The sequence below is a fragment of the Rufibacter roseus genome (genome assembly GCF_001647285.1).
In the GTDB taxonomy this organism is placed as follows: domain Bacteria; phylum Bacteroidota; class Bacteroidia; order Cytophagales; family Hymenobacteraceae; genus Nibribacter; species Nibribacter roseus.
The window spans coordinates 1-23,351 of sequence record NZ_LRML01000022.1 but is presented as its reverse complement, the minus strand read 5'-3'; the positions used below and the strand labels follow the sequence as shown (position 1 = coordinate 23,351).

The window sequence follows — 23,351 nt, the reverse complement described above, 5'->3', positions numbered from 1 at the left end:
GAGAAAGCCAGCATAACACTAGAGATCAGCTGTACTAACCATATAAAACCTATATTCATGGCAACTGACTACGCTTCTTTACGCAAGAACACTGGATTCTCCATTTCCAAAAGCACCTTGAAGAACGGCACCGCCTCGGGGTCAATCTTACAAAATTTACCAACGCCTGCCCGTCCGGTTATCAATGCCTCAGACGTGGTAGTGCCAGAAGGTTATACCGTTGAGCCGGTAATGGTAGGCCTCTCCTTCCCCACCGATGTTTCCTTTGCCCCTGACGGCACCATTTTCGTGAGCGAGGGCGGCAGCTCTTGGCCCACCCGCCCTTACATGCCCGCCCGAATTTTAGTGCGCAAGCCTTCTGGCGAAACCGAGGCCATTACAATGAATGTGCAGGCGGGTCCTCGGAGCGTTACATGGCACAATGGCGATCTCTATTTTACCTTAAAAGGCGGCTACCACATGCAGGTGGTGCGGTACAGTTTAGAAACCGGTGAAATGAAAATATTGATTGATGCCTTGCCCAGCGGAGGCTGGCATGAACCAGGCGGGCCAGTTTTTGGGCCTGATGGCCTAATGTACTTCGGGAACGGTTCAGTGACGCAACAGGGCGTGGCTCTACCCGCTGGCTTTACTGTAGATTTAGCCAAGCACCCAAATGCGCATGATGTACCGGGGCAAGACGTAACCTTGACAGGGAACAATGTTAGGAGCCGCGACCCCAGAATGCCTTACCCTTACATGGTGGAGTCTGGGGCGTTCAAACCATTTGGTACACCGGCTAAGAAAGGCGAAGTAGTAAAAGGAGAGCTCTTCTGTAACTCCGCTGTCTGGCGCTCACGCCCCGATGGAACTGATGTGGAGCTGTTGGCGTGGGGAATCCGCAACCCTTTCGGCATGGCCATTAACGATGACGGAGAACTGTATGTAACCGACAATGACTTTGAGGAAAAAGGAGAGCGTGCCATCGCCAATGATCCAGACCGTATATGGCACATTAAAAAAGCACGTGAACCATTTGGTTCTGTGAAAACCCCAGACTGGTACGGCTTCCCTGATATCTGCGGAGACGGGCTGCCGGTAAATCACCCTTCACACCTGCCAAGCCGCGGGAAAGCCGCTGAGCTGTTGATCGAGAATCCGCCGAAGTGGGCTGGTCCTGCAGCCTTCTTAGAAAAGCCCCACTCCTGTATGTGCAAAATGGATTTTTGCCGTTCCGATGCCTTTGGCTATAAAGGAGAACTCTTCGTGGCTGAATGGGGCACATTAGCTCCCTTGAACTCACCCCGCCCCGAAGATCTAGACCATGGTTTCAGAGTGATTCGGGTAGATGTAAACAAGGGTACGGCAGAACCTTTCCTCCATAACAAAACCATGGGTCCTGCCTCATCGGTAGGCGGTGGCGGCATTGAGCGACCGGTTTCCTGTAAGTTCGGCCCCGACGGCAGTTTGTATGTATTAGATTTTGGTGTGGCCAAGGTAACGCCTGGCAACATGCTGGCCTTTGCCCACACCGGTGTTCTATGGAAAGTAACCAGAAAATAAATCAGAATGGAATCCTCTACCAAAATCACCCTTGTTGAACTGGACCAAGAAACCCGCGAAAACCAGCTGGACCGCGCCAAAGCCTGGTTTGACAACCTGCTCCTGACGCAATCTTCTTGCCGCAAACTGGTGGAAGACACCGTTGAGAAAATTGAGGAACCGCACATAAAACAGTACCTGGCGGAAATGGCTCTTCAGGAACAGGAGCACGAGGAAAAAGCCCGGGAGCTGTTCAAGATAATTGGGCGAGAACCCTCAGATATGCGGCAACTGCTTGGGCAAATAGCGGGCAAAGCACGGCAAGCCTTAGGCGATTTTATAGCAGTGTCTGGCAGCGCGAAAGGCCCATGGCAAGACCTGCATCAGGTGTACCTGTCCAACTTCAACTCTATGGGAGCATTTGCCGTTGCTGAGCAACTGGGTCTGGCACTAGGCATACCCGCCATTGTAGACACCGTTTTCCCAGTCATTGCGGAAAAGTCTACAAGCCAACTGTTGCTGCAGGAATGTGTGTTGGAAATGTGCTCCAAGTCGATTCTATACCACGAGCCATTCTAAAGATAACTAGGAGCAGCAGCTTTAGGTTAAGTTTAGATGTTTCTTCAACTACAGTTAGAGACAATTTACCTGGCGCAAGCATCTGCTCGTGTCCCTACGCATTTCGTCCCCCTTTGAAGGTAGGGCCGTTAAGTTCTCCGCTGTTCGGGATTTGCAATCCCGAACTTGAGTATCCTGCGGATTTGCAATCCGCGGCTTTTCCGTTTTATGGCGCAGCAACGGGGATTACAAATCCCCTAGATACACGCTTCCGGATTGCAAATCCGGAAGAGCAACCTCTTATGGTGAGAACTTAACAGCCCTACCCCTTTGAAAGAGGTAGGGGAATGATTTCTCTTATTAAGTGATCTTGTACTGAAAAAGGCTGCCGTATTTAAAGTGCTGTAGCCTTTATTAGAAGCAATTCTGCTTCAAGTTTTTAACTTGGGGCTTTTATGGGACAATTTTTCAACTTGCCTTTTTTTCCTGCTCTGCCACGAAAGCTGAAAGCTTTCACCATGTAAGCCACAAGCTGGAAGCTTGCGGCAGGTTAAATTTCTTCTCTACAACATGAGCAATAGAGGGCGATTATTGGTTTTCTGTTGCTGAATTTTCCTTCAGTTTAGAATATACTGGTTCACAAGTTCCTGAAGTATGCTCCACGCCATAGCTGTTTTAGGCCTATTTTTAGAAAAACAGCCTGAAAACAGCCAGACAGTTTGCCCTTCTGCTACAGATATGGAGGCAATTTCCGTATTTGCACCCACGGAAATCCGTATGCAAAAAACATGAACCGTTTCCTTTCCAGAGACTCCTCTGCACAACTGCTTCAACATATTCAAGACAGTGGAATTTCTTACCAGTACGACTATGAGAAACACCGCCTAGTCTTATTAGACGAAGCAGGGAATGAGCAGGTATTTTTCCGGTTACCCATAGTACTGTCCCCTCCTGGTCAAAATTTACCTGAAGGTGGGGTGCAGTATGTGGTTGTTTTGATTCAGGCTGGAAACTGCGCCATGGGTTATTACGAAGATGGCCACAACCTGGACCATAAGGTTTTCCGTTCGTACATGGTCCGGAAGAAACAAGGTAAAAGCCAGATTAAATATCTGAAAACAAAAGGTAAATCAAGAGCAGGATCACGGGTAAGACTTGGCGAGACAGTTGAGTTTTTTGATAACATCAATGGTCGGTTGCAAGAATATTTTGAAGACCACCAAATTCACCGTATAGCTATTAGCTGCTCCAAAACCTTATGGCCCTACCTGTTCGATTCTAAAGTGGCCACCCCTTTTGATAAACGCGACGAGCGCCTTTTCAAAATTCCCATGCACGTGCATACACCCATTTATGAGGTAATGCTGGACGTGAATAAATTCCTTCTGAAGGGCGAACTTATATATGAGCCAACTCAGCAGCCACTCATTGATTCTCTGCTACCTGGTAATTTTGGTTTCTACAATTCAGAAGATTTAGACACAAGCAGTTATACTTAAAGAAACCCTTTTATCACTACAGGTAAGTTAGCGCTCTTCAGGAATTCTAAACAAGAATGGTGTATATTGCGGCATGCAAGCGAGTGAATTACGGTTAGGGAATGTAATTTATGAGGGAGGGGTTCCCGTACTTCTTGATGCAGAAAAACTTATCTCCATCATTCAGGGCGAAGGGGCGCACTACACTCCGGTTCCGCTCACAAAAGACTGGCTCACCGGCGCCAATTACAACGAATTAGAGCACGAGTATTCTTTCCCAGAACTAAGCCAATGGGCGCTAGACCCTGACTATAAAGAAATAGTCTTTAACGGCGGCTACATTGCCACCAGCGCCCCAGTTGAATACGTGCACCAACTTCAGAACTTTTATTTCGTGATGACTGGCGAGGAGTTGCCTTTGCAGATCTAGTATCTCTTATCAAAGTTTGTTTCTTTGTATTTTCAGCCTTTTATTTGAAAAACAGGTCAAAAACAGATTTGAGTTAAGCGTGGAAAACAAGGCTGTGCCTGATCTCTACAGAACTTATACTTCTCCCTTTCATTACCTTCTTCTCAAAAGACCTGCCAGTGTCTGTGCCAATGTCATCCCCAATGCGTGGACACTTCTGTGTAAACATCCCCCTTCGCCCCCATCAAAGGGGGAATATTGGGAATGCGTGTGCGAGAAAGCCATTTATAAGAATCTAACCCTCTAACATAATGTTTCCTTAAAAAGAGAAACTCCCGTTTTTCGGCTACTTTTTGGAAAATGAGCCTAAAACGGGAGCAAACCAAATAAACCAACTCTTTTTAGTCTTCGCGAATGTTAGGTGCGGTTCAATTCTTCCAGGTTGTTGTTTCTGCGTTTGGGGTCGAACTTCTGGCCACGGCTGAAATGGTAGCGTAAGGTAATTCCAATGTTCTGAGAGAAGAAGTATTGGTCAAAGTTGTTAACGTTTCTGCCCAAGCTTGTGTCAAAACGAAGGCGGTAGGTTCTGAAGACATCATTCACGTTTAGGTTCACGTCCAGCTTTTTGTTCATGAAACTCTTCCGTACCCCCAGGTGCACCCACCACATAGGCTGAATGACGTAAAGTCCGGATACTCCTCTGCTCCGCACTACCCCGTTTACTTCAAGCATAAAATCTTTGGGCAGCAGAATGTTCTGGTTTGTCTGGAAAGTGTACAGCACGTTCTTATTGACCAACCGCTGCCCCTCAGTTACCATCATTCTGAACTCGTTGTAAGAAACGGTGAAAGTGTTATTGGTGTCCCACTTCTTCGTGATTTTGACTGGAGCTATAGCCGATAGACTGAAGTTCTTGGAATCATCTACGTTGCCCATGTAGTACACCGTCAAGGTGTCTTCCGGAACAATTCTTGGAAGTTCTGAAATCACGTTTTGCAGTTGCTGAAAGTTCAGCACCAAACTATAGTTCTTTTTGAAAGTTTGTGTTATGCCAATGGCATTGGTGAGTTGGGGCTGCAGATAGGGGTTGCCTTCCCAATACGTGTATGGGTCACGATAAATTACAAAGGGATTCAGGTGACCGTAGTTGGGGCGCTGAATACGCCGGCTGTAGCTATAGCTGATTTGGTAGTTATCGTTAACTTTCTGCTGCACAAACAGACTGGGGAACAGGTTTAGGTAATTGCGTGAGTTCTCTGCGCCGGTGGTAAGCAATTCGCCTTTGTTTACTGTATTCTCCGCTCTCAGCCCAGCCTGCAGGGTAAAGTTCTCTCCGAATTTCCGGTTCCAGTTCACATAACCAGCGTAAATATTTTCTGTAAAGAGGAAGTGATTCGTGCGTCTGGGGTCTAGCACAAGAGCATCGTTGTTGAAGAAAAAGCGGGAGTCGTTGTCTGATACTACATGGCTAGCTTTCAGCCCCAGCTCCACTTTACCCAGTTTAGAAAACGTTTTGGCGAAGTCAATTTTGCCTGAATAGATGTCAAACCCATTCTCTGAATCGGCATACAGAAAGTCAGTTCTAGCGGGTTGCGCTGCCCCAACCGCCCCGAAGTAGTTATAAAAGTTAGAGTAGCCCCAGTTAGAGATATTCACAAAGTCAATGTCCGCGGAGAGTGTGGTGCCCAAGGTGTCTAGCTTGCCTACGTAATGCAGGTTGCTGGTGAAGTTCCGGAAGGTATTCACTACGAAGTTGTTGGCCGTGATATACTGCTCAGGCAGTTGGGGCTGGTCTCCTATGTAAGTGGCGGTGTTAAAATTTTCCCAGCGTTTGTTCTGGTTGAAGTACACCATTGCGCCTACGCTGTGCTTATCAGTTAGGCTGTAGTCGGTGCCAACGCGGAAGTTGGGCGGACCCAGATTCTTACTTTTCCCATAGGCGGTTTGGTCATAGTAGGTGGCCTCTTTGCCGTCGTAAAACACGCGGGTAAAGGTGCCGTCGCGGTTGTAGGCACGTTTCAGGTGCTCCAAACTCAGGAAAGAATTCCATTTGCCCGCTTTATAGTTTACGTTTCCGCCTACCGTGCCTGCCCATTGCTTAAAATTGTAAGTTCCGGTGGTGAAAACACTGCCATTCATGCCATACAGTTCGTTCTTTTTCAGGTTGATGTTCAGAATTCCAGAGGCACCTTCGGCATCAAACTTGGCGCTTGGGGTAGAGATTATTTCTATGTATTTAATGTTCTCTGCCGACATGCTCTGCAACAAATTTCTTATATCAGAGGCCGACATATAGGTAAGTTTACCGTCTAACATCACGGTCACGCCGCCACGGCCATTCAACTGAATGTTCCCGTCCTGATCCACAAAAACACCCGGCGCTCTGGACAGCACATCAAAAGCAGTTCTACCGGAGGCCAGCGCTGTGCCTTCTATGCTTACCACCATTTTATCTGCTTCCTGCGTGATGGTTGGCCGTAGGTTCGTAACCGTCACTTCATCTAGATTTGTGGAGGCTTGTGCAAAAGAAACATTCCCTAGTTTTACATTTGGCTTACTTGGAGTTAGTGAAAATGCTTGGCTTGTTTTGCTTTTATACCCAATAAAGCTAAAAGACATTATGTAGGTGCCAAAAGGAACGTTCTGGAAGTAGAATTTGCCCTGGGCATCGGTCATGGTACCGGCTACCGCAGTGGTGTTGCCGCTTTTTAAAAGAGCCACCGTGGCGAACTCAACTGGTTTGCCACTGATAGAATCGGTGAGGGTTCCAGAAATTGTGCCGCCAGCATTAGAAGGCGCCTCCGCAGGTGCGGGTGAATTGGTTTGCGCCCAGCTGCCCATAGAAAAGAAAAGGCAAAGGCATAGCAGACCCAGCAAAAAGAGGGCTCTTTTTTTCATAGAAAAGTTTGTTAGAATTAGTGTGTGGTAGGTGGTAATGCAGCTATAGTGTAAAGACTAATGAATGCAGTAACCGTTGCATCTGTCACCTATTTTTTTCAAACTTTTTTAGCCCAATTTTACTTTCTGTTTTTGGTACGTTTTAAGGAAAACAAGTCTAAAACAGAAGTTATTTTAGGCTATGAAGAATTGTACTTATTTTACTACTCATTTTGCCGCTGTTTGTAGCCTTCTGTAGAAGGAATTCAATTTTCTATACATCCGCAGGAACTCCGTTCCGGCAACTTATAGACCCAGAACCATAAAATAACAGCCAGAGCAAGAATTAGCTTTTGACATGTTTAAGACCGTAAAACAGAGACTTCCAAACTTCTTCCATTGGGTTTGAAAGCAGAAAGGCCTGTGCTGTCATGGTTGTTGGTGAGAAAATGCAACAACGGCATGGAGATATCTGGGCTAGAGGCCAAAGTGATCGTTGCAGATAATGTACGGATAGGGCTTGACCTGCCGCTGCGGTTGCCAACGCCATATCATCCGCTATGGATTATCTTCGTTAGATCCCTCGGCGCTGCTCAGGATGACTGGCTAAAGAGAAGAATCTTGAATGAGATTTCTAGGAAAAAATGACTTGCCTCCGAAGAGAAGAATACCAGAAAGGTGAAGCTATTTTGGAGCTACTTTTCTAAAATCAGGGTCAAAACAGAAGCACAGCAGGAATCAAACTACTACACTGCTTCTACATGGCTGAGCAGCCAAGCAAAACCGGCCTCTAAATCAAAATGAACTTTGATAGGACTAGCGGGAGCCGCTTCTTTTTGGGCGATAGGCTTTTCGTACACCTTGTTCGGATTGGTCATGACAAAACATTCCGGTGCCATGACAATGGCAAATTTCTGCAGACGTTTCGATTTGAACAAAGGTGACATATGCTGCACGAGCCACGCTTGGTTTTCTGGGAGCATTGATTTGATTTTGCGGGCGTCAGTTAGCCAGAATTCTATTTCTTTCACCACCGCTGTGTCAATAGCCAAACGGTAGGCGTTTCGGAATTGCTCAGGCTCCGGATGCTGCAGAAAGGTTAACCGAAGCACAGAATATGCTTTCTCCAACTGAAGACGCACTACTTCATCTTCATAAAGGTTCTCGAAATATAAATTTTCCATCGTCCCCCCTCTTTCTGCAGATATTATAGATTCTGGCCTGGTAACTGAATTTGTAGATACTCCATACTCTAAATTAAGGCAGAAAGTTGCTGTAGCTAAACCTTCATTCATAAAAAAAACCTGAACACATGCCCAGTGTTCAGGTTTGTCAATTTCAAATGGCGACAGGTATAGATCTATTTTCTGCTTTTCCCTTTTTGCGTCTGTTTCTCCCGTTCCTTCGTCTTTTTAAGCTCCTTAAAATCATCAGGGGCAAGAGTTACGTGGTAAGAGGCGATGCTCAATATGTGCAGGTTCTCTTCAAAGTCATAGACCATGGTAAGCGTAAGCTGCTTGTTCTCATTCAGCACGTACTCCTCCCCTATTTTGTCATACACCTTAAATTCATACTCACCTTCATCCAGTTTCTTACTGGAATCCAGAGCCAGACAGTCACCGGTGATAACCATAGAAGACTCCAATTCATCAATATATTCATACTCCTGAAAATAGCGCCCGTCTTTTTTACTGGTAAGATATTCTACCTGATCCAGGTGAATTTCAATGCCAGCATTTTTGCTATCTCGCTTGGTGCCAATGTTCCGGAGGTTACCTACTACTTTCATACTATTCAATGATTAATGAACAATGAGTAATGATTAATAGAAAGAAGAAAATTGTAATGATTAACCATTGTTCATTAATCATTACTCATTGTTTAAGCAGTTGTTCTCTCAATCTCGCGGAGGTTATCCATTTTCTTGTTCCGCAGGAAGCCATTGATATCTTCAAAGTGCTCTTTAATGCGCTTGTTCCCGAACTCATACACTTTGGTGGCCAGCCCATCAAGGAAATCGCGGTCGTGCGAAACCAGAATAAGCGTACCGTCAAATGCTTTTAGGGCGTCTTTCAGAATATCTTTTGTTTTGATATCTAAGTGGTTTGTGGGCTCATCCAGAATAAGTAAGTTCACGGGTTGAAGCAGAAGCTTGATCATGGCCAAACGGGTTTTTTCCCCGCCTGAAAGCATTTTCACTTTCTTCTCAATGGTATCGCCGGAGAACATGAACGCCCCCAGCATATCTTTAATGCGGGTACGCACATCTCCTACGGCAATCTGGTCTATGGTCTGAAATACAGTCAGCTCCCCGTCCAGCAAAGAGGCTTGGTTTTGGGCGAAGTAGCCAATCATGCAGTTGTGACCCAATTGCAGGCTACCTTCAAAATCAATCTCACCCATAATGGCTTTGACCAATGTAGATTTACCCTGTCCGTTCTTGCCTACAAATGCAATCTTCTGGCCGCGCTCAATAGTCAGGGAAGCATCGGCGAAAACCGTGTGGTCACCGTAGCGTTTGGTTAGGCTTTCAGCAATAACCGGATAGTTTCCAGAGCGGGGGGCGGGCGGGAACTTCAGGCTCAGGGCAGAAGTATCTACTTCGTCTACTTCAATCAGCTCCATCTTCTCCAGCATCTTCACCCTGGACTGAACTTGCAAAGTTTTAGAATAGGTGCCCTTGAAGCGCTCTATGAAAGCGGTGATATCGGCAATTTCTTTCTGCTGGTCGTCGTATTGGCGCTGCTGCTGCTCACGGCGTTCTTTGCGCAACTGCAGATATTGGGTGTAGTTAACCTTGTAGTCGTAAATACGGCCCATGGTTACCTCAATGGTGCGGTTGGTGATATTGTCTACAAAGGTCTTGTCGTGTGAAATCACGATTACGGCCTTGGCGTTGTTGATCAAGAACTCCTCCAGCCACTGAATGGATTCAATGTCCATGTGGTTGGTGGGCTCATCGAGCAGTATAAGATCTGGTTTCTGAAGCAGGATTTTGGCCAGCTCAATACGCATGCGCCAGCCCCCGCTGAACTCGCTGGTAGGGCGGGTGAAATCAGAGCGCAGGAAACCAAGTCCCATTAATGTTTTCTCTACCTCGGCATCGAAGTTGATTTCTTCAATGGAGTAGTATTTTTCACTCAGCTCGCTTACGTCTTCAATGAGCTTCATGTACTCGTCGCTTTCGTAATCGGTGCGGGTCTCGAGCTGGGTATTCAGGTCGTCCATTTTCGCTTTCATTTCCAGAATCTGGCCGAAAGCTTTTGATGCCTCTTCAAACACAGTGCAGTTGTCTTCGGTGAGGAGGTGCTGAGGCAGGTAGGCTATCACGGCGTCTTTGGGTGCTGACACCTTGCCACGGGTAGGCTTGTTCACCCCGGCAATAATCTTGAGCAGGGTAGACTTACCGGCACCGTTTTTTCCCATCAGGGCTATGCGATCTGTCTCGTTAATGTTGAAGGAAATATTGCTGAAAAGAGCCGCGCCGCTAAACTCTACCGTTACTGAATCAACTGAAATCATTTGTGTTTGAAAATAAAGAAGCAAAGATAGGAACTAGATGTTAGTATCTAGTTCTTAGTAATTAGATAAGGTAATACATCTTATCTAAAACTTCCTCCTGTACAATAAAATTAGTCTGTTTAGTTCCTGCCCCATCTGCTCATGATCCGTTGGAGAGACATCATCATTTATGCCAAATACAGCAATCCGGAGCCGCCACGCCGGGTAGAGAAAACAGAAGAGGAATGGCAGGAGGCCCTGACACCGCAGCAATACCGCATCTTACGCGGGAAAGGCACCGAAAGCCCCTACCGCAATGCCTACTGCCGCAGTTATGAAGTCGGCAAGTATGTTTGTGTGGGCTGTGGCAGCTTTCTTTTCGATTCCGGCACCAAGTACCACGCCATCTCCGGGTGGCCCAGTTTCACTCAGCCTGCCGCCAAAAACGCCTTAAGGTATTTGTTTGATGACAGCTACAAAATGCAGCGGGTAGAAGTGCAATGCAATGTTTGCAGCAGCCACCTTGGCCATGTTTTCCCAGACGGACCTGAGCCATGTGGCTTGCGTTATTGTATTAACTCAGAGAGTATTAGACTGATGCCTGAATGAAAATCCGTAAGAACTAGAAAGCCGTTTTGGGCCTGTTTTTCCAGAAACAGCAACGGCTTTCTAGTTTTCTCTCTCAAATTTTTACTGGTACCTACCCCGCCGCTGCGGATCTTCCAAGAAGATCTGCAGGAAGATTTTTTGGTCGGTGATAGTGGAACGCTGGCGCGGATAGTTGACTAAGGTGCGGTTGGTGGTGTAGCCGAAATGTTCGTACCCCAGACTCACGTTCTTAAATAAGCGCACCGTGGCCTTAGGCCGCACAATGCCTACGCTGTTACTGCCCTCAATGCCTTCAAAAGTATCTAGCCAGAAATGATGGTACACAAACGCCAGAGTAGCATAACGGCTTAGACTAAGGGTTGTCTCTATTTTACCTTGCCAGCCGGTGGTGTAAACGTAGTCGCGGAGCCCTTCTCCTTCCGGGCCGAAACGGGTGCCGTTACCGGCCAGCGGAATCCAACCGGCGTGTAAGTTGGTGTAAAGGTTTAGCTGGTTGGTTAGCGGCAAACGACTTAACACACCGGCCCCGAAACTAAGGGAGCCCAACTCAAAATTGCGGGTATCCCAGTAGTCATAATATTGAAAAGCACCAGCCAACAGTGTCATTTTCCCCACTTGCAGGTTCTTGCCAGCCAACACTCCATAACCGGTAATATTATTGATTACACCCCCCACAGTATCTTGGCCCATGCTGAATTCGCCCCGGAACCGGAAGGTGTCAAAGGGCTTTCTCTTCCGGAACTCAAAGGGGTTACCATAGTCTAACTGAAATGTTAGCAGGCCATTGTTTCCGCCGGGGCCAAAGACATCATCTTTCTCGTTGTTAATGCGGTGCAGTCCAGCCCCTATGGTAATGTTGATCGGCTCTTTCTCGTAAACTTCTTTATTGGTTACCTGCCGCGTTTTGCCCTGCAAAAGGCGGTTCAGGCCCCGCATGGGGTTTACCAAACCGGCGGCAATCTCGCGCACGGTTCGTTCAGCCCCTGTGGTGCGGTCGTCCAGAATATTTGAGCTGATGCGGTACAGAATTTCGCCAAGGGCCGCTCCGTTCAGCGGCGTATAGATCATGTCGTTATAAGAGGGCAGCGTGGTCTCACCAAAGTACTCCCAGGTAAGGCTTCCGCCCACAGCAAAGGGCAAAGACTGCCAGTAATTGTAGCCCTGTGACCGGGCGGCGTTATAGTAAAGTGTACCCTGGTACGGGTGCCCGATAAAATTCACTCTAAAGCCATCGGTGTCCCACTCGGGTGTAGAGGTTAGGTTATGTTTCCAGGAGCTGAGGCTCACGTTGGCATATTCTTGTTTTGTCACGAATTTGTTAAAGCCCATGAACACCGCATTCACGCCCAGCACCTGCACCGCTGGCTTCCAGAGAGGCTGACGCGGGTTGTACTCTGGGTCATCATTGAGCAGGTCTCCGTACTTGTTGTAGAGTGTGGTGTCTATGATAGCGGCGGTATTGGGTTCACTGCCCCCCACAGAATCTGTGAGCAATGATTTTTTGCGCTCTTTTATTTGCTTCAGCTGCAGATCTCGGTTGCCTCTGTTTGGGTTGATGGTGTCTTGTTCAATAACCTGGGCCTGCAGCAACGCCACCGACCAAAGGCAAAACAGAATGGTAAAAATTGTTTTCATGAGTGGTGTATAAAGAGGCGGGAAATAGCGAATGCCTGCCGTTGGGCCACATTTTAATTCCCTGTGCCTACATGTCATTGCCTCATACGGAGAAACTGGAAGAAAAGTGATATTTACCGCAACACAGGCGTCTGAGCGGGTGGTAGATATACTATTTACTCTGAACCTGTTTTAGGCCTGATTTCTGAAAAATAGCTTGAAAAGGTTTGCTTGTGATATGACCATCCACTCCAATGTTTTTTTCATCTGCTCCCAAAACTGGCGCAAGCGTCCGCTTGTGTCCGCACGTGTATTAGATCAGGTATGCATGTAGGCACAAGCGGACGCTTGCGCCAGTATCAGCCAGTTTCACCAACATTTAAAATGGATTATTCCAGAAAGTCTTCGCTAAAAAAACACCCCAACCTACGCAAGATTTTTTTTGCGGAAGCTGGGGTGTTAAATCAAGAGGACGCTTTACGCTTATTTCTTTTTCTTCTGCTCTCCGGGTACCGGAAAGCCCCGGTCGCGCATGAGAGCGTCAATTTTGGCATCGCGGCCGCGGAAGAGACGGTAAGCCTCAGCGGGGTCCATAGAGTTACGCGGGGCGAACAGGTATTTCACCAAGCGGGCCGCTACTTCTTTGTCGTAGAATCCGCCGGGGGCTTCTTCAAAGGCTTCGGCAGCGTCAGAGGTCAATACATCGGCCCAGAGGTAACCGTAGTAGCCGGTGGCGTAGCCTTCGCTGGAAAACACGTGCCCGAAGTGCGGCGAGCGGTGACGCATCACAATCTCTTTGGGCATGTTCAGGGCGGCCAAGGTTTCACGCTCAAATTTGTCGGGGTCCAACCCAGCTGGGTCTTTGAGGGTGTGGAATTTCATGTCCATGAGCGCCGAGGCCAGAAATTCAGTTGTCGCGAACCCTTGGTTAAAGGTGGAGGCTTTCTTGATTTTGGCCACTAATTCAGCTGGCATTGGCTGACCGGTTTTGTGGTGCTTCAGGAACTGGTTGATCACCCTGTCAGTAGACAACCACCGCTCCAGCAACTGGCTCTGGAACTCGGTGTAGTCGCGCACGCCGCTGTTGAGCGTTGGGTACTTCACGTTAGAAGCAAAGAAGTGCAGCGCATGACCGAACTCATGGAAGAACGTGGTGGCATCGTCCCAAGATACCAACACAGGCTCACCAGGGGCAGGCTTTACAAAGTTGGAGTTGTTAGAAGCCAGTACCGTTTTTTTGCCGTCAAAGGTGGTGTGGCTGCGGTAAGTGGTAGCCCAGGCGCCGGAACGCTTGCCGGTGCGGGCAAACGGATCTAAGTACCACAAGCCGATGTGTTCGCCGGTGGTTTTGTTTGTCACTTCCCACACCTTCACATCTGGGTGAAACACGGGCACCGAGCCTTCGGGCACTGGCTTGAAGTTGTAGTTGAACAGCTCACCGGCGGTAAAGAATAGGGCCTGCGTCAGGTTGCCTAGCTCCAGGTACTGCTTCACTTCCTCAGAATCAAGGTCATACTTCTGCTTGCGCACTTTCTCGGCGTAATAGCGATAGTCCCATGGGGCTATGGTGATCTTTGCGCCAGTTTTGTTTGCCACCGCCTGCATATCACTCACCTCTTCCTTTACTCGTGCCAAGGCTGCGGGCCAAACGGCTTCCATCAAATCCATCGCGTTCTTTGGGTTCTTGGCCATGCGGTTCTGCAAGCGCCAGTCGGCGTAGGTGTCGTAGCCCAGCAGTTTCACCCGCTCATCGCGGAGCTCCAAAATTTTAGTGATGTTCTGGTTGTTATCGTTCGCATCGCCGTTATCTCCGCGCGAGTAGTAGGTTTTCCAGACTTTCTCCCGCATCTCGCGGTTATCAGAGTAAGTCAGGAACTGGTCCATGCTAGAGCGGGTGTTGGTGACGGCGTATTTACCGGCCTGGCCCCTATCGGCAGCTGCTTTGGCGGCGGCTTTCACAAAGCTCTCTGGTAGTCCGCTCAACTGGTCTTTGGTCAGGTAGGTCACGTACTTCTCTTCATCTGCAAGAGTATTGTTAGCGAAGGAGGTGTAAAGCGACGACAGTTCTTTGTTAATGGCAGCGTAGCGCTCCTTGTCAGCGGTGCTCAGGCCGGCGCCTTCCATGGCGAAGTCCTCGTAAACAAGCTGCACCACACGCTGCTGATCGGCTGGAAGCGGGTTCTTCTGTGCATTCTCATACACCGCTTTGATGCGCTGGAACAACTTGGTGTTCTGCGAGATCTTGGAACGGAAATCGGAGATTTTAGGAGCCAGCTCCGCCTGAATTTTCCGGAACTCTGGCGAAGACATGTTGCTGCTCCAAATGCCGTAATAGGTGAAGGCGCGGTTCAGCGCCTCTCCCGCTTTCTCATAAGGCACAATGGTGTTCTCAAAAGTAGGCGCGGCCGTATTGTTCACTATGGCATCAATATCTGCCAAATGCAGGGCCATGCCTTTCTCCATGGCTGGCTGCAGGTAGGCCAGATCCATTTTATCAAAGGCCGGCACCCCGCCGTACGGGCCAGTCCACTCGGCCAGCAATGGGTTGTCAAATTCCTGTTTCATTTGGGTAGTAGCGCCAGGAGCTGGTGCGGTAGCAGCAGGTTGCTGCGGCTGCGAAGAGGTGCAGCCCACCAGCGCCAGCATGATCAGCAGTTGGGGACATTTGCCCCCGGCTATTGTTTTGTATTGCATAACTTCTCTTTAAGGTTGTTGGCAAAGGTCTTTGCAGCACCTCTGCGGGGGTAAAGAACCTCAAAGAAACGCAATTTTAGGGGGAGGCAGAAACAAGCTGGCAATGACCGTTGATTGATCCCTTAGATCTCTGGAGGAAAAATAAGTTGATACGATAGACTGCCTCAACTAACTTTTTTCACCTCTCCACCAATCCACCCCAAATGGGTATTTTTGAAATTATCTGAATACTTCAAGCCATAGCCAAGTGCCCGGTCCATAGCGCTATGGCCAAACATAACCACTCCTGCTAATTGCAGTTCAGGATGGTGTAACATAAAACCAACTGCGGCAGTCAAGAGTGCCACCCCCTGGTGATGGAACAGGTTATAAACCCATGCTCCCACTCTTGGGCCAAAAAGGTAGCCCAGCATGCTGAGGTCGGGTAATAGCAACAGGGCAAAAAACATCCACCAGCTATACCCCAGGTATAAACTGAACAGGTAGGCGGCCGCCATTTTGGCTAGTTCCTCTAAGCTAATCAATAGTTTCATAGTGTTGTAAAGGGGTTTAGAGTTAGGTAATGGAATTCAAGTTGTTATCAGCTCACCCACAGCATTTTGAATGAAGTAAATATAGGAAAATCATTATATACTTTACTTGACCAGTAAATTTCTCACTACCCCTATTCTTTTTCATATAAAAGATCATGCAATTTGGGCAGCGCGTTTGTGTTTCTTAGCTTTAAAAACCAAACCAACCTTACAACCCTTTATGCTTACATTTTCCTCTTATTCCCCCTTCATTAAATTTCTCCTTTTCCTGTGCCTTTATAGTTGCGCTACCCTGCGCGGCTGGGCGCAACAAGAGCCACTGGAGATTGTGATTGTGGCATCGGCGCACCAGAATACCCAGGCACCGGAGAAACTAAGACCCGTCGTAGAGAAACTGAAGAAGTACAACCCAGACATGGTGTTCGGGGAATATCTGTCAGCTCCAGATCTTAAAGCGGCGCTAGAAAAAGGGTACTACAACAAAAAGAATGATGAGAAACGGATGGCTTATTTGTTGAGCCTTACCCATAAACGCGGTAAGAACGCTTCAAAGAAAATATCTAAAGCTTACCAAGCGCTGGCGAAGAATGAAAACCTGCACCAAATACGTATGCAACTGGCCCGCGACCTCTACCTGAACCACGACCGCGGCAACGGTGAGTACCAACTCTACGTGCTCGAGACGCAACTGAAAGAGCGATTTTTGGAAAAAGAGCAGTCAGCCTATACAAATATGTTCGGTGCTTCAGATTCACTCAAGAAACAGGGGCTGGTGCGTGTAAACAGTGAGTATCAGAAAATCTATTTCCCGCTGGTTTACGAGTTGAAGCATGCACAAATTTACCCTATGGATTGCCAGAAGTATGACAACAACTGGAACCAAGCTTGGGGCAGTGCCATGGTGAAGATGCAGGAGCTAGAGAAAAAGGCTAAGGCAGACTCCACCTCGGCCGAAGGGCAGACTTTTAAGCGCATCAACACTTTCTTTGAAACCGGCTGGAAAGAAGCCTATACCAACAAGCTCAGCGGGTACGCTTTTATGAACTCCGCTGAATACGCGCGTATGGATGCCGCCCAAAATTTTTACGGCGGCCCCGCATTTTACGGCTCCGCCGGTTTCCCCACCGAAGAGGTAAAACAAATGATCTATTACTGGAACCTGCGCAACCAGGGCATGTGTGAAAACGTGGTGCGTCAGGCCCGCGAAAAAGGAGCTAAAAAAGTAGTGGTAGCCGTAGGCTCCTCGCACCGTTCCTGGATGGAAGAAATATTCAAGACCATGCCTGACGTGAAAATAGTATACTACAATCAGCTCTAGTCTTCATTGGCTTTTTCTATGCAAGCTGCGTTTTAGGGCTGTTTTTCTAAAAGCAGCCCTAAAACGCATTTTTTATATTGAAAGGGCAATTTGTTATTTCACCTTTGCCAAAACCTTAGGTCCGCCCTCTACTTTTCTTATTAACCACTCCCCTACCTGCAGGCCTTGCAGTCGACCATTTTCAACGGCATCCATAAAATGAATACCGCCATACAATCTAGATAGTCCAGCTTCAATGGCTGCCTCCTGAAAAGAATGAAACTCCCGGGCGGGTAGTCCGAATCGTTCTTCTACCGTGTCGGTGTAACTAAAATTATCGCCGAAGTAGTGAGTTAAAATCACTGCCGAGGCCGCGGAGATAGTGGAGTGTCCGCTCAAGTACTCTGGGAACGGCGGAGTTTGTAGCAAAGGTTTAAAGTTAGGATCAAGGTATTTTCTGATGGCGGTTTCCGGGCGGATACGGTTACTGCGGAACTTCTCGTCCCAGCAAGCTAAAAAACCATCCATCAAGCCCACCGACACCATAGCATGCACTTTCATGGCCTTGGCAAAGTCAATCTTAGCTTTTTTACAGGCAATACCGGTGATGCCTAGCCAATGCGCACCCGGCGAAATTTTCTTCAGTCCAGACATTAGGTGGCCGTTTTCCTGCAGGGCAAAAGGGTTACAATCCCAGAAGGCGGCAATGTCCTGGTGCTCTTTCGACAAATTGTTGCTTTCCTCATACGCCTGCTGCATTAGCTTGAAGAAGGGTGAGCTTTTTTGGGTGGAGAAAGCCACCGGAGGATCCGGTTTGAACTGGCTACAGGTATCTAAGGTAAACGAGCGAACGGTGTTGAAATATGGCTCTACCGGAGCAAAATAGCCGGGCGGCGTAGGGTACCAATTCCCCTCTCCTTCTTTAGGCGTGTAGCGCGGATAATTACTGATGCGGTTATATTTATCTGCTTTGGCATAAGCCAGAATCTCTTTGCTCACAGCCTGGGCGTAGGCAAGAGAAGACGTAATGACTTCTTCGGCCAACCCTTCTTGTCGGCAGGAATCCAGCAGCTGCACTTTCAGGCTGTCTAACAGCACACCCGATGGCTGCATTTTCTTGGCCGTCTCTAACATGGCCAGCACTGCGCTCAGCTCCACAGAATACCCCTCAACTCCTTGTGGTTTGGCTATTTGAGGATAGTCTTTGAGCTTCCCGTGCATAGAGGCATAGCTGCTGTCATTCTGAACAACCACCTCGTATCCGGCCAGGGTAGCGTAGGAGAAAAAACGAGCAGCCAAAGGCGGATTGGTCACATCGTTCACCATCAGGTCGGTCATGCGGTTGATGACCTGGCTAATTTGCTCGGTGCTGAAATCCAGGTTTTGTTTTTTCTCTTGTTGAGGAGCCGAGCAGGCTCCGCATAAAACCCAGAGCCATAAGAGCGGTAATACCTTTTTCATTAGGGTAGTTTGTAGGCCATTACTGGTTTTTGATTCACGCCAAACAGCACCGTGTTGCTCACTGGCAAAATGCAACGCACATCGCCCACTACTTTAAAGCCAGACTTCTGCTGCGGCACATAGGTAAAGTTACCCTTGCCATCGTTTTGCAGCAGCTGTCCGTAATTGGCATCGGACTTTCCGAAGCGCAGTCGAGCTTTGTTCACGTTCCCGCCCAGGAGCAAATCCATGGCACCGTCTTGGTTGTAGTCTAGCGTGGCTATGGCGAACACGGGTGCATATTGGGCTTGCACCGGCAGCTGCGCTTCCTTGAACTTTCCGTCCTCCCCACCTACGAAATAAGCAGTTTGTAAGTAATTGGCTGATAGACGGCCTGCGTCTTTTAGTTCTGGCTCAGAGAAAATGTGCTCTAAACCGGCATTGGCATAGCTGGTATAATCAGGGAACCGTGTGCGCATCATACTGATTTGGTCCAGCAGCTCATCACGCGTCACGTAAGGGTAGCTCTTGCCCTGTATGTAGAAACAGAGGATAGGATCAATGGCTCCGTTGTCGTCAAAATCTTTGAAAATGAGTTGGGCTGGCTCTTTTTCTGAGGCTTTGCACTGGGTGTTTAAGCCTAGATTGCCAATAATTAGATCTGGTTTCCTGTCTTGGTTGAAATCACCCACATATAGTTTATTCCACCAGCCGCTGTATTTCTTGCTGAAGAAGGCATTTGTGTTTTCGGTTAGTTTTCCGTTTTTCAGGCTGAAAACAGAAACCGGCATCCATTCGCCTACCACCACCAGCTCAGCCTTATTATCATTGTTCAGGTCGTGCCAGGCAGCGTCGGTGACCAAGCCAATGTTTTGCAGCTGTGGGGCCACGGCTGCGGTTTGGTCTGTGAACTGACCTTTGCCGTTGTTCACCAGCACATAGCTGCGGGGCGTTTCTGGATAGCGGCCGGGTACCACACGGCCACCCACAAACAAATCCAAGGCACCGTCACCATTGACATCAGATGCCCTCACGCAACTGCCGCTGGTTCGCATATTTGGCAAAGAGGTAACAGCCTTGCTGAAGTTGCCGTTGCCATCGTTCAGGTACAGGCGATCTTGCAGGGCGGCATCATCGGGTAGGAAGGTATGGTAACCCCCGCTCACCACGTACAAATCAAGTTTATTGTCGTTGTTGGCGTCAAAGAACAGAGCGTCTACGTCTTCGCTCGCTTTATCAGCGGCAAGAGCTGTAACAGGCTTTAGGGGGAATTTACCATTCTTGCCCTGCAGGTAAATGGCTCCGGCCTGACCGGCTGCTCCACCGGCAAAAATATCTTCCAAGCCGTCACCGTTCACATCTCCTTTCACCAGGCAAGGGCCTGAAAACGAGATTGGGTTCACCATAAGCGGCTGACGCTTAAAGTCGTTTAGGTTGTTTTTCTGATGGGCAAAGGTGAACGGAGCGGCGGTTTGGGTGAAGTATGGTTTTGCGGGGTTTGGGGCCCTATATGTAGAAGTAGCGTTTTTCTCTTCCAGCGTAAGCACCTGGTTTGGCATTACACCAGCCAATACCTGCTGTTTACCGCTTAGCCACACCACCCGCACAGAATCTACCGTGGCCACGCCTCCTAACCCAAAATGCAGCACCGGCGGCACGCTAGACTGGAAGCCGCGCGAGGTCATCTGCTCCTGGTACTGCTGCTGCCCCTGGTGGTACACCATCACTTTCGCGCCCAAACCGTCAGTATTCTTGCCCGCACCTTTTAGTTTTACCTGCAGGTGTTGATTCTTCAGTCTCTTCTCAGATTGGTTCTGGTACACAAAAGCTACTTGATTCACGTTGTTGGCCACCAGATCCAGATCTCCGTCGTTGTCTAAATCGGCGTAAGCGGCGCCGTTGCTGTTAGAGGCTATGTTGAAGCCCCAGTCTTTGCCCATGTTCTGGAACTGCAGCCCGTTGGTGTTTTTGAACATGTAGTTGTTCACATTTGAGGCTGGCATTTTAGAAAGCAGGTTCATGAGGTGCTCTGGCCTTACCTTGCCCCGCAGCTGCTGAAAGTATGAACTTTGGAATTTGATAAAATCCATGTTGGTGAAGTCGCGCAGAAAGCCATTGCTCACGAACAGGTCTTTCCAGCCATCGTTATCGAAATCCGCCAACAGAGGTGCCCAGCTCCAGTCAGTGTTGGAGACACCACTCAGCTGCCCCACCTCACTGAAGGTGCCGTCACCGTTGTTCATTTGTAGCATGTTCCGCATGTATTGGTGGTTGAACCCCGCACGCACCAGCATGTCAAAATACTCATAGTTGTCGGGGCCGAATAGCAGCTTTTGGCGCTTATTATCTTCGGGCAGCATGTCCAGGGTCATGATGTCGGGCTGCCCATCATTGTTCATATCGGCAATGTCATTGCCCATGGAATAAATGGCGGTATGCTGAATGCTGGTTTTAGATTTGTCAGTGAAGGTGCCGTTTTTATTGTTGATGAGCAGAAAGTCAGGCGCAGAGTAATCATTAGACACGTAAATGTCTGGCCATCCGTCTTGGTTAACATCGGCAATGCCCGCTCCTAAGCCATACGAGAAGGCCGATTTGTGCAGGCCGGCTTTGTCTGATACATCTTTGAAAATTCCGTTGTTGTTTTGGTACAGTTTGGCCTGCATGTCACGGGCGGGCTTTTTCAGGATTTCCTGAATGGTGGCATCATCCAGGTTATTGAACTGCACTGGGTTGTGGTTCAGCAGGAACATGTCCAGGTCTTGGTCGCGGTCGTAATCGAAGAAAACGGCATGGGTGCTGAAAGCAGAATCTGCCAGCCCCATTTCCCTGGCTTTATCTACAAAGGTAGGGACACCGTCTGCTCCAGTTCCCTGGTTTATGAACAGTTGGTTTGTACGTGCCTTACCTGGCACATTTCCTGAATAACAAAGGTAAATATCCAGCAAACCGTCTCCGTTTACGTCGGCCATGGTGGTACCGGTTTTCCATGAATTGGGCTGCCCGGCCACGCCTGCCATGCTGGTGATTTCTTCAAACTGCATCTGCCCTTTGTTCAGGTACAGCTTGTTGGGCACCATGTTTCCTGAGAAATAAATATCTGGAAGGCCATCTTGGTTTAAGTCTCCTATGGCTACGCCCCCACCGTTGTAGAAATATTGGTAGGCCATGATGTTGGCAAAAGGCGTTTCCTGGAGTGTGTTGCTAAAGCTGATGTGGGTTTGATCTGCCGGAAGCAGGGTAAACAGAGTAGGCGCCGCCTTTTCTACAGTAGCTTGCGTTATTTCACTCTCAGAAGATTCTTTTTGGCAACCTGTGGCAAACAGTATGCCCAGACTGACACCAAAAAGGGAGAAGCGCTTGAAAAAATTCATGTTGAGAAACGAAAATAGTTTTTAAAAATAGGGAAACTATTTTGATTCTCCACACTCTCTTTGTTCCACAAATTATGAATTTTTCAAAAAAAACACCTTACTATTTCTTCAAAAGGACTTACCTCACCTTTTACAGCTGGCTTCTTTGCAAAATATGGAACAAGCGTCTGCGCTACACTTTATTAGCCATTATTGACTATGCTTCATCTTTTTTTCTACTCTGTCTTTTGCAAATCCTAAAAAACACAGGAGCCACTGAAAGTAATTTTCAGTGCTCCTGTGTTCATTGCCCCAACCTAAAGTTGGAGTCAATTCTGTGGTTATTGAATCCAGCTACGGCGGCCTTCAAAGTGGTTGCAGCCAAACTGAGCACCAGTCACCATTTCAAATGGCTTGGGCTGGTTCAGCGTGGCCCCTGCGTCAGGCACAACTGGTAATACAAACTCAGGATTCATTTCTGGTTTACCCGACAATTCATCGCATACACCAAATTGATTATTTTGTACTTCTACTATTTTTTGGTCCTGCACCCAATGGCTGCAGTGATTGCAAGTCGCTTCCATATCAAATTAATTTAAATTCAACATTAAGTCTATATGTATACTTCTTACTCCCTCAAATTTGTTGCATTTTCAGTTACTCAAGCATTAATTTAGAATATAACTAAATAAAGAACATAAAGTAGAACTCACTCCTTACCCTTGCCATTTTTAGATTGCATATTACCGTTCTAAAATTCCCATTTCTGCTTTTGACTCACTTCCCTGCATCAAAATATAGCCACGCATGGTGCTAATGCTTATCTTTACCCGCAAACTATAACCGACCACTATGTACACAGGACTTCAGCACTTGCACTCTTACTTGGCTTATTTGGTGCTTTTAGGATTACTTATTTCTCTAGGAGCCGCTCTGGCAGGGTATTTTGGCAACAAGCATTTTTCAACCAAAGACCGGAAGATTGGCCTATTGGGCTTGATTCCTACTCACTTACAGTGGGTGATTGGCATTATCCTGTATTTTGTATCGCCGCTGGGCATGGAAAGTGCCTCTGAAGGCTTCATGAAGAATTCCGTGAGCAGACTGTATGTACTGGAGCACCCGCTCATGATGGTATTAGCCGTTATTTTGATCACCGTAGGTTATTCTAAAGCAAAGCGTCAGGTGGGTACGCAAAACGGATTTAAGAGCATTGCCATCTTCTATGGTCTTGGCTTAATTTTAATTCTGGCCCGTATTCCGTGGATCTCATGGCCCGGCAATTAGTACTTGCTTTAATTAGAAATTAAGAATTAGAAATTAGAAATGGGGAGCTATAGTAGAGCTCTTTCCCATTCTATAGAAATCGAATAAAAGGCACAATAGAGAGCTAATTCATTAGCGACTTTCGCCACTACAACAGAAGACAGCTCTCACTGAGCTGCATTCATGGTGCGTGGGCCTTTT

Annotated in this window: 17 protein-coding genes; 7 read left to right on the top strand and 10 right to left on the bottom strand. The window is 47.8% G+C overall.

Going from position 1 to position 23,351, the window contains the following annotated elements; genetic code table 11:
* Positions 1-57: 57 nt before the first annotated feature.
* From A8O23_RS20145 to A8O23_RS20130, 4 genes are all read left to right on the top strand, one after another.
* Positions 58-1,542 (top strand): PQQ-dependent sugar dehydrogenase, encoded by a 1,485-nt coding sequence (locus A8O23_RS20145; RefSeq protein ID WP_066625613.1) that lies wholly within the window; start codon positions 58-60, stop codon positions 1,540-1,542.
* A 6-nt stretch (positions 1,543-1,548) separates the two neighbouring features.
* Positions 1,549-2,100 carry a hypothetical protein gene (locus A8O23_RS20140; protein WP_066625610.1) on the top strand — a complete coding sequence of 184 codons (552 nt, stop codon included), beginning with the start codon at positions 1,549-1,551 and terminating at the stop codon, positions 2,098-2,100.
* A gap of 767 nt (positions 2,101-2,867) precedes the next feature.
* On the top strand, positions 2,868-3,578 hold the full coding sequence (locus A8O23_RS20135; protein ID WP_066625607.1) for a hypothetical protein: 711 nt from the start codon (positions 2,868-2,870) through the stop codon (positions 3,576-3,578).
* A 73-nt stretch (positions 3,579-3,651) separates the two neighbouring features.
* Complete coding sequence (locus A8O23_RS20130) at positions 3,652-3,987, top strand: hypothetical protein (RefSeq protein ID WP_066625604.1); 336 nt, start codon at positions 3,652-3,654, stop codon at positions 3,985-3,987.
* 396 nt (positions 3,988-4,383) lie between these two features.
* On the opposite strand, the gene A8O23_RS20125 is transcribed toward A8O23_RS20130, so the two are convergent.
* The 4 genes from A8O23_RS20125 to A8O23_RS20105 all read right to left on the bottom strand — a co-directional run bounded on the left by A8O23_RS20125 (position 4,384) and on the right by A8O23_RS20105 (position 10,365).
* Positions 4,384-6,864, bottom strand: a complete 2,481-nt coding sequence (locus A8O23_RS20125; protein ID WP_066625601.1) for an outer membrane beta-barrel family protein — start codon at positions 6,862-6,864, stop codon at positions 4,384-4,386.
* Between the two features lie 725 nt (positions 6,865-7,589).
* Entirely contained in the window at positions 7,590-8,027 is a 438-nt protein-coding gene (locus A8O23_RS20115) for a hypothetical protein (protein ID WP_066625597.1), read from the bottom strand.
* Between the two features lie 176 nt (positions 8,028-8,203).
* Positions 8,204-8,632, bottom strand: coding sequence for a hypothetical protein (locus A8O23_RS20110; protein WP_066625589.1), 429 nt, complete (start codon positions 8,630-8,632; stop codon positions 8,204-8,206).
* Between the two features lie 92 nt (positions 8,633-8,724).
* A complete protein-coding gene (locus A8O23_RS20105) occupies positions 8,725-10,365 on the bottom strand; it encodes an ABC-F family ATP-binding cassette domain-containing protein (protein WP_066625588.1) in 1,641 nt (546 codons plus the stop codon).
* A gap of 141 nt (positions 10,366-10,506) precedes the next feature.
* On the opposite strand from A8O23_RS20105, the gene msrB reads away from it, so the two are divergent.
* Positions 10,507-10,953: a peptide-methionine (R)-S-oxide reductase MsrB gene (gene msrB / locus A8O23_RS20100; RefSeq protein WP_066625587.1), complete on the top strand. Its 447-nt coding sequence runs from the start codon at positions 10,507-10,509 to the stop codon at positions 10,951-10,953.
* A gap of 81 nt (positions 10,954-11,034) precedes the next feature.
* On the opposite strand, the gene A8O23_RS20095 is transcribed toward msrB, so the two are convergent.
* From A8O23_RS20095 to A8O23_RS20085, 3 genes are all read right to left on the bottom strand, one after another.
* Positions 11,035-12,588 (bottom strand): DUF3943 domain-containing protein, encoded by a 1,554-nt coding sequence (locus A8O23_RS20095; RefSeq protein WP_066625586.1) that lies wholly within the window; start codon positions 12,586-12,588, stop codon positions 11,035-11,037.
* A 462-nt stretch (positions 12,589-13,050) separates the two neighbouring features.
* The gene (locus A8O23_RS20090; RefSeq protein WP_066625584.1) at positions 13,051-15,261 is read right to left on the bottom strand and encodes a M3 family metallopeptidase; all 2,211 of its coding nucleotides are present in this window, start codon (positions 15,259-15,261) and stop codon (positions 13,051-13,053) included.
* Between the two features lie 164 nt (positions 15,262-15,425).
* On the bottom strand, positions 15,426-15,794 hold the full coding sequence (locus tag A8O23_RS20085; protein WP_066625582.1) for a DUF4260 domain-containing protein: 369 nt from the start codon (positions 15,792-15,794) through the stop codon (positions 15,426-15,428).
* A gap of 220 nt (positions 15,795-16,014) precedes the next feature.
* On the opposite strand from A8O23_RS20085, the gene A8O23_RS20080 reads away from it, so the two are divergent.
* Complete coding sequence (locus A8O23_RS20080) at positions 16,015-17,112, top strand: DUF5694 domain-containing protein (protein ID WP_153042302.1); 1,098 nt, start codon at positions 16,015-16,017, stop codon at positions 17,110-17,112.
* A gap of 93 nt (positions 17,113-17,205) precedes the next feature.
* On the opposite strand, the gene A8O23_RS20075 is transcribed toward A8O23_RS20080, so the two are convergent.
* From A8O23_RS20075 to A8O23_RS20065, 3 genes are all read right to left on the bottom strand, one after another.
* On the bottom strand, positions 17,206-18,552 hold the full coding sequence (locus A8O23_RS20075) for a vanadium-dependent haloperoxidase (RefSeq protein ID WP_066625576.1): 1,347 nt from the start codon (positions 18,550-18,552) through the stop codon (positions 17,206-17,208).
* Positions 18,552-21,905 carry a VCBS repeat-containing protein gene (locus tag A8O23_RS20070; protein ID WP_066625574.1) on the bottom strand — a complete coding sequence of 1,118 codons (3,354 nt, stop codon included), beginning with the start codon at positions 21,903-21,905 and terminating at the stop codon, positions 18,552-18,554. The genes A8O23_RS20075 and A8O23_RS20070 overlap by 1 nt, the downstream gene beginning before the upstream one ends.
* 320 nt (positions 21,906-22,225) lie before the next feature.
* On the bottom strand, positions 22,226-22,468 hold the full coding sequence (locus A8O23_RS20065; protein WP_066625572.1) for a hypothetical protein: 243 nt from the start codon (positions 22,466-22,468) through the stop codon (positions 22,226-22,228).
* 268 nt (positions 22,469-22,736) lie between these two features.
* Between A8O23_RS20065 and A8O23_RS20060 the strand changes: the two genes are divergently transcribed.
* Positions 22,737-23,171, top strand: a complete 435-nt coding sequence (locus A8O23_RS20060; protein WP_066625569.1) for a hypothetical protein — start codon at positions 22,737-22,739, stop codon at positions 23,169-23,171.
* The last annotated feature ends 180 nt before the right edge of the window (positions 23,172-23,351 follow it).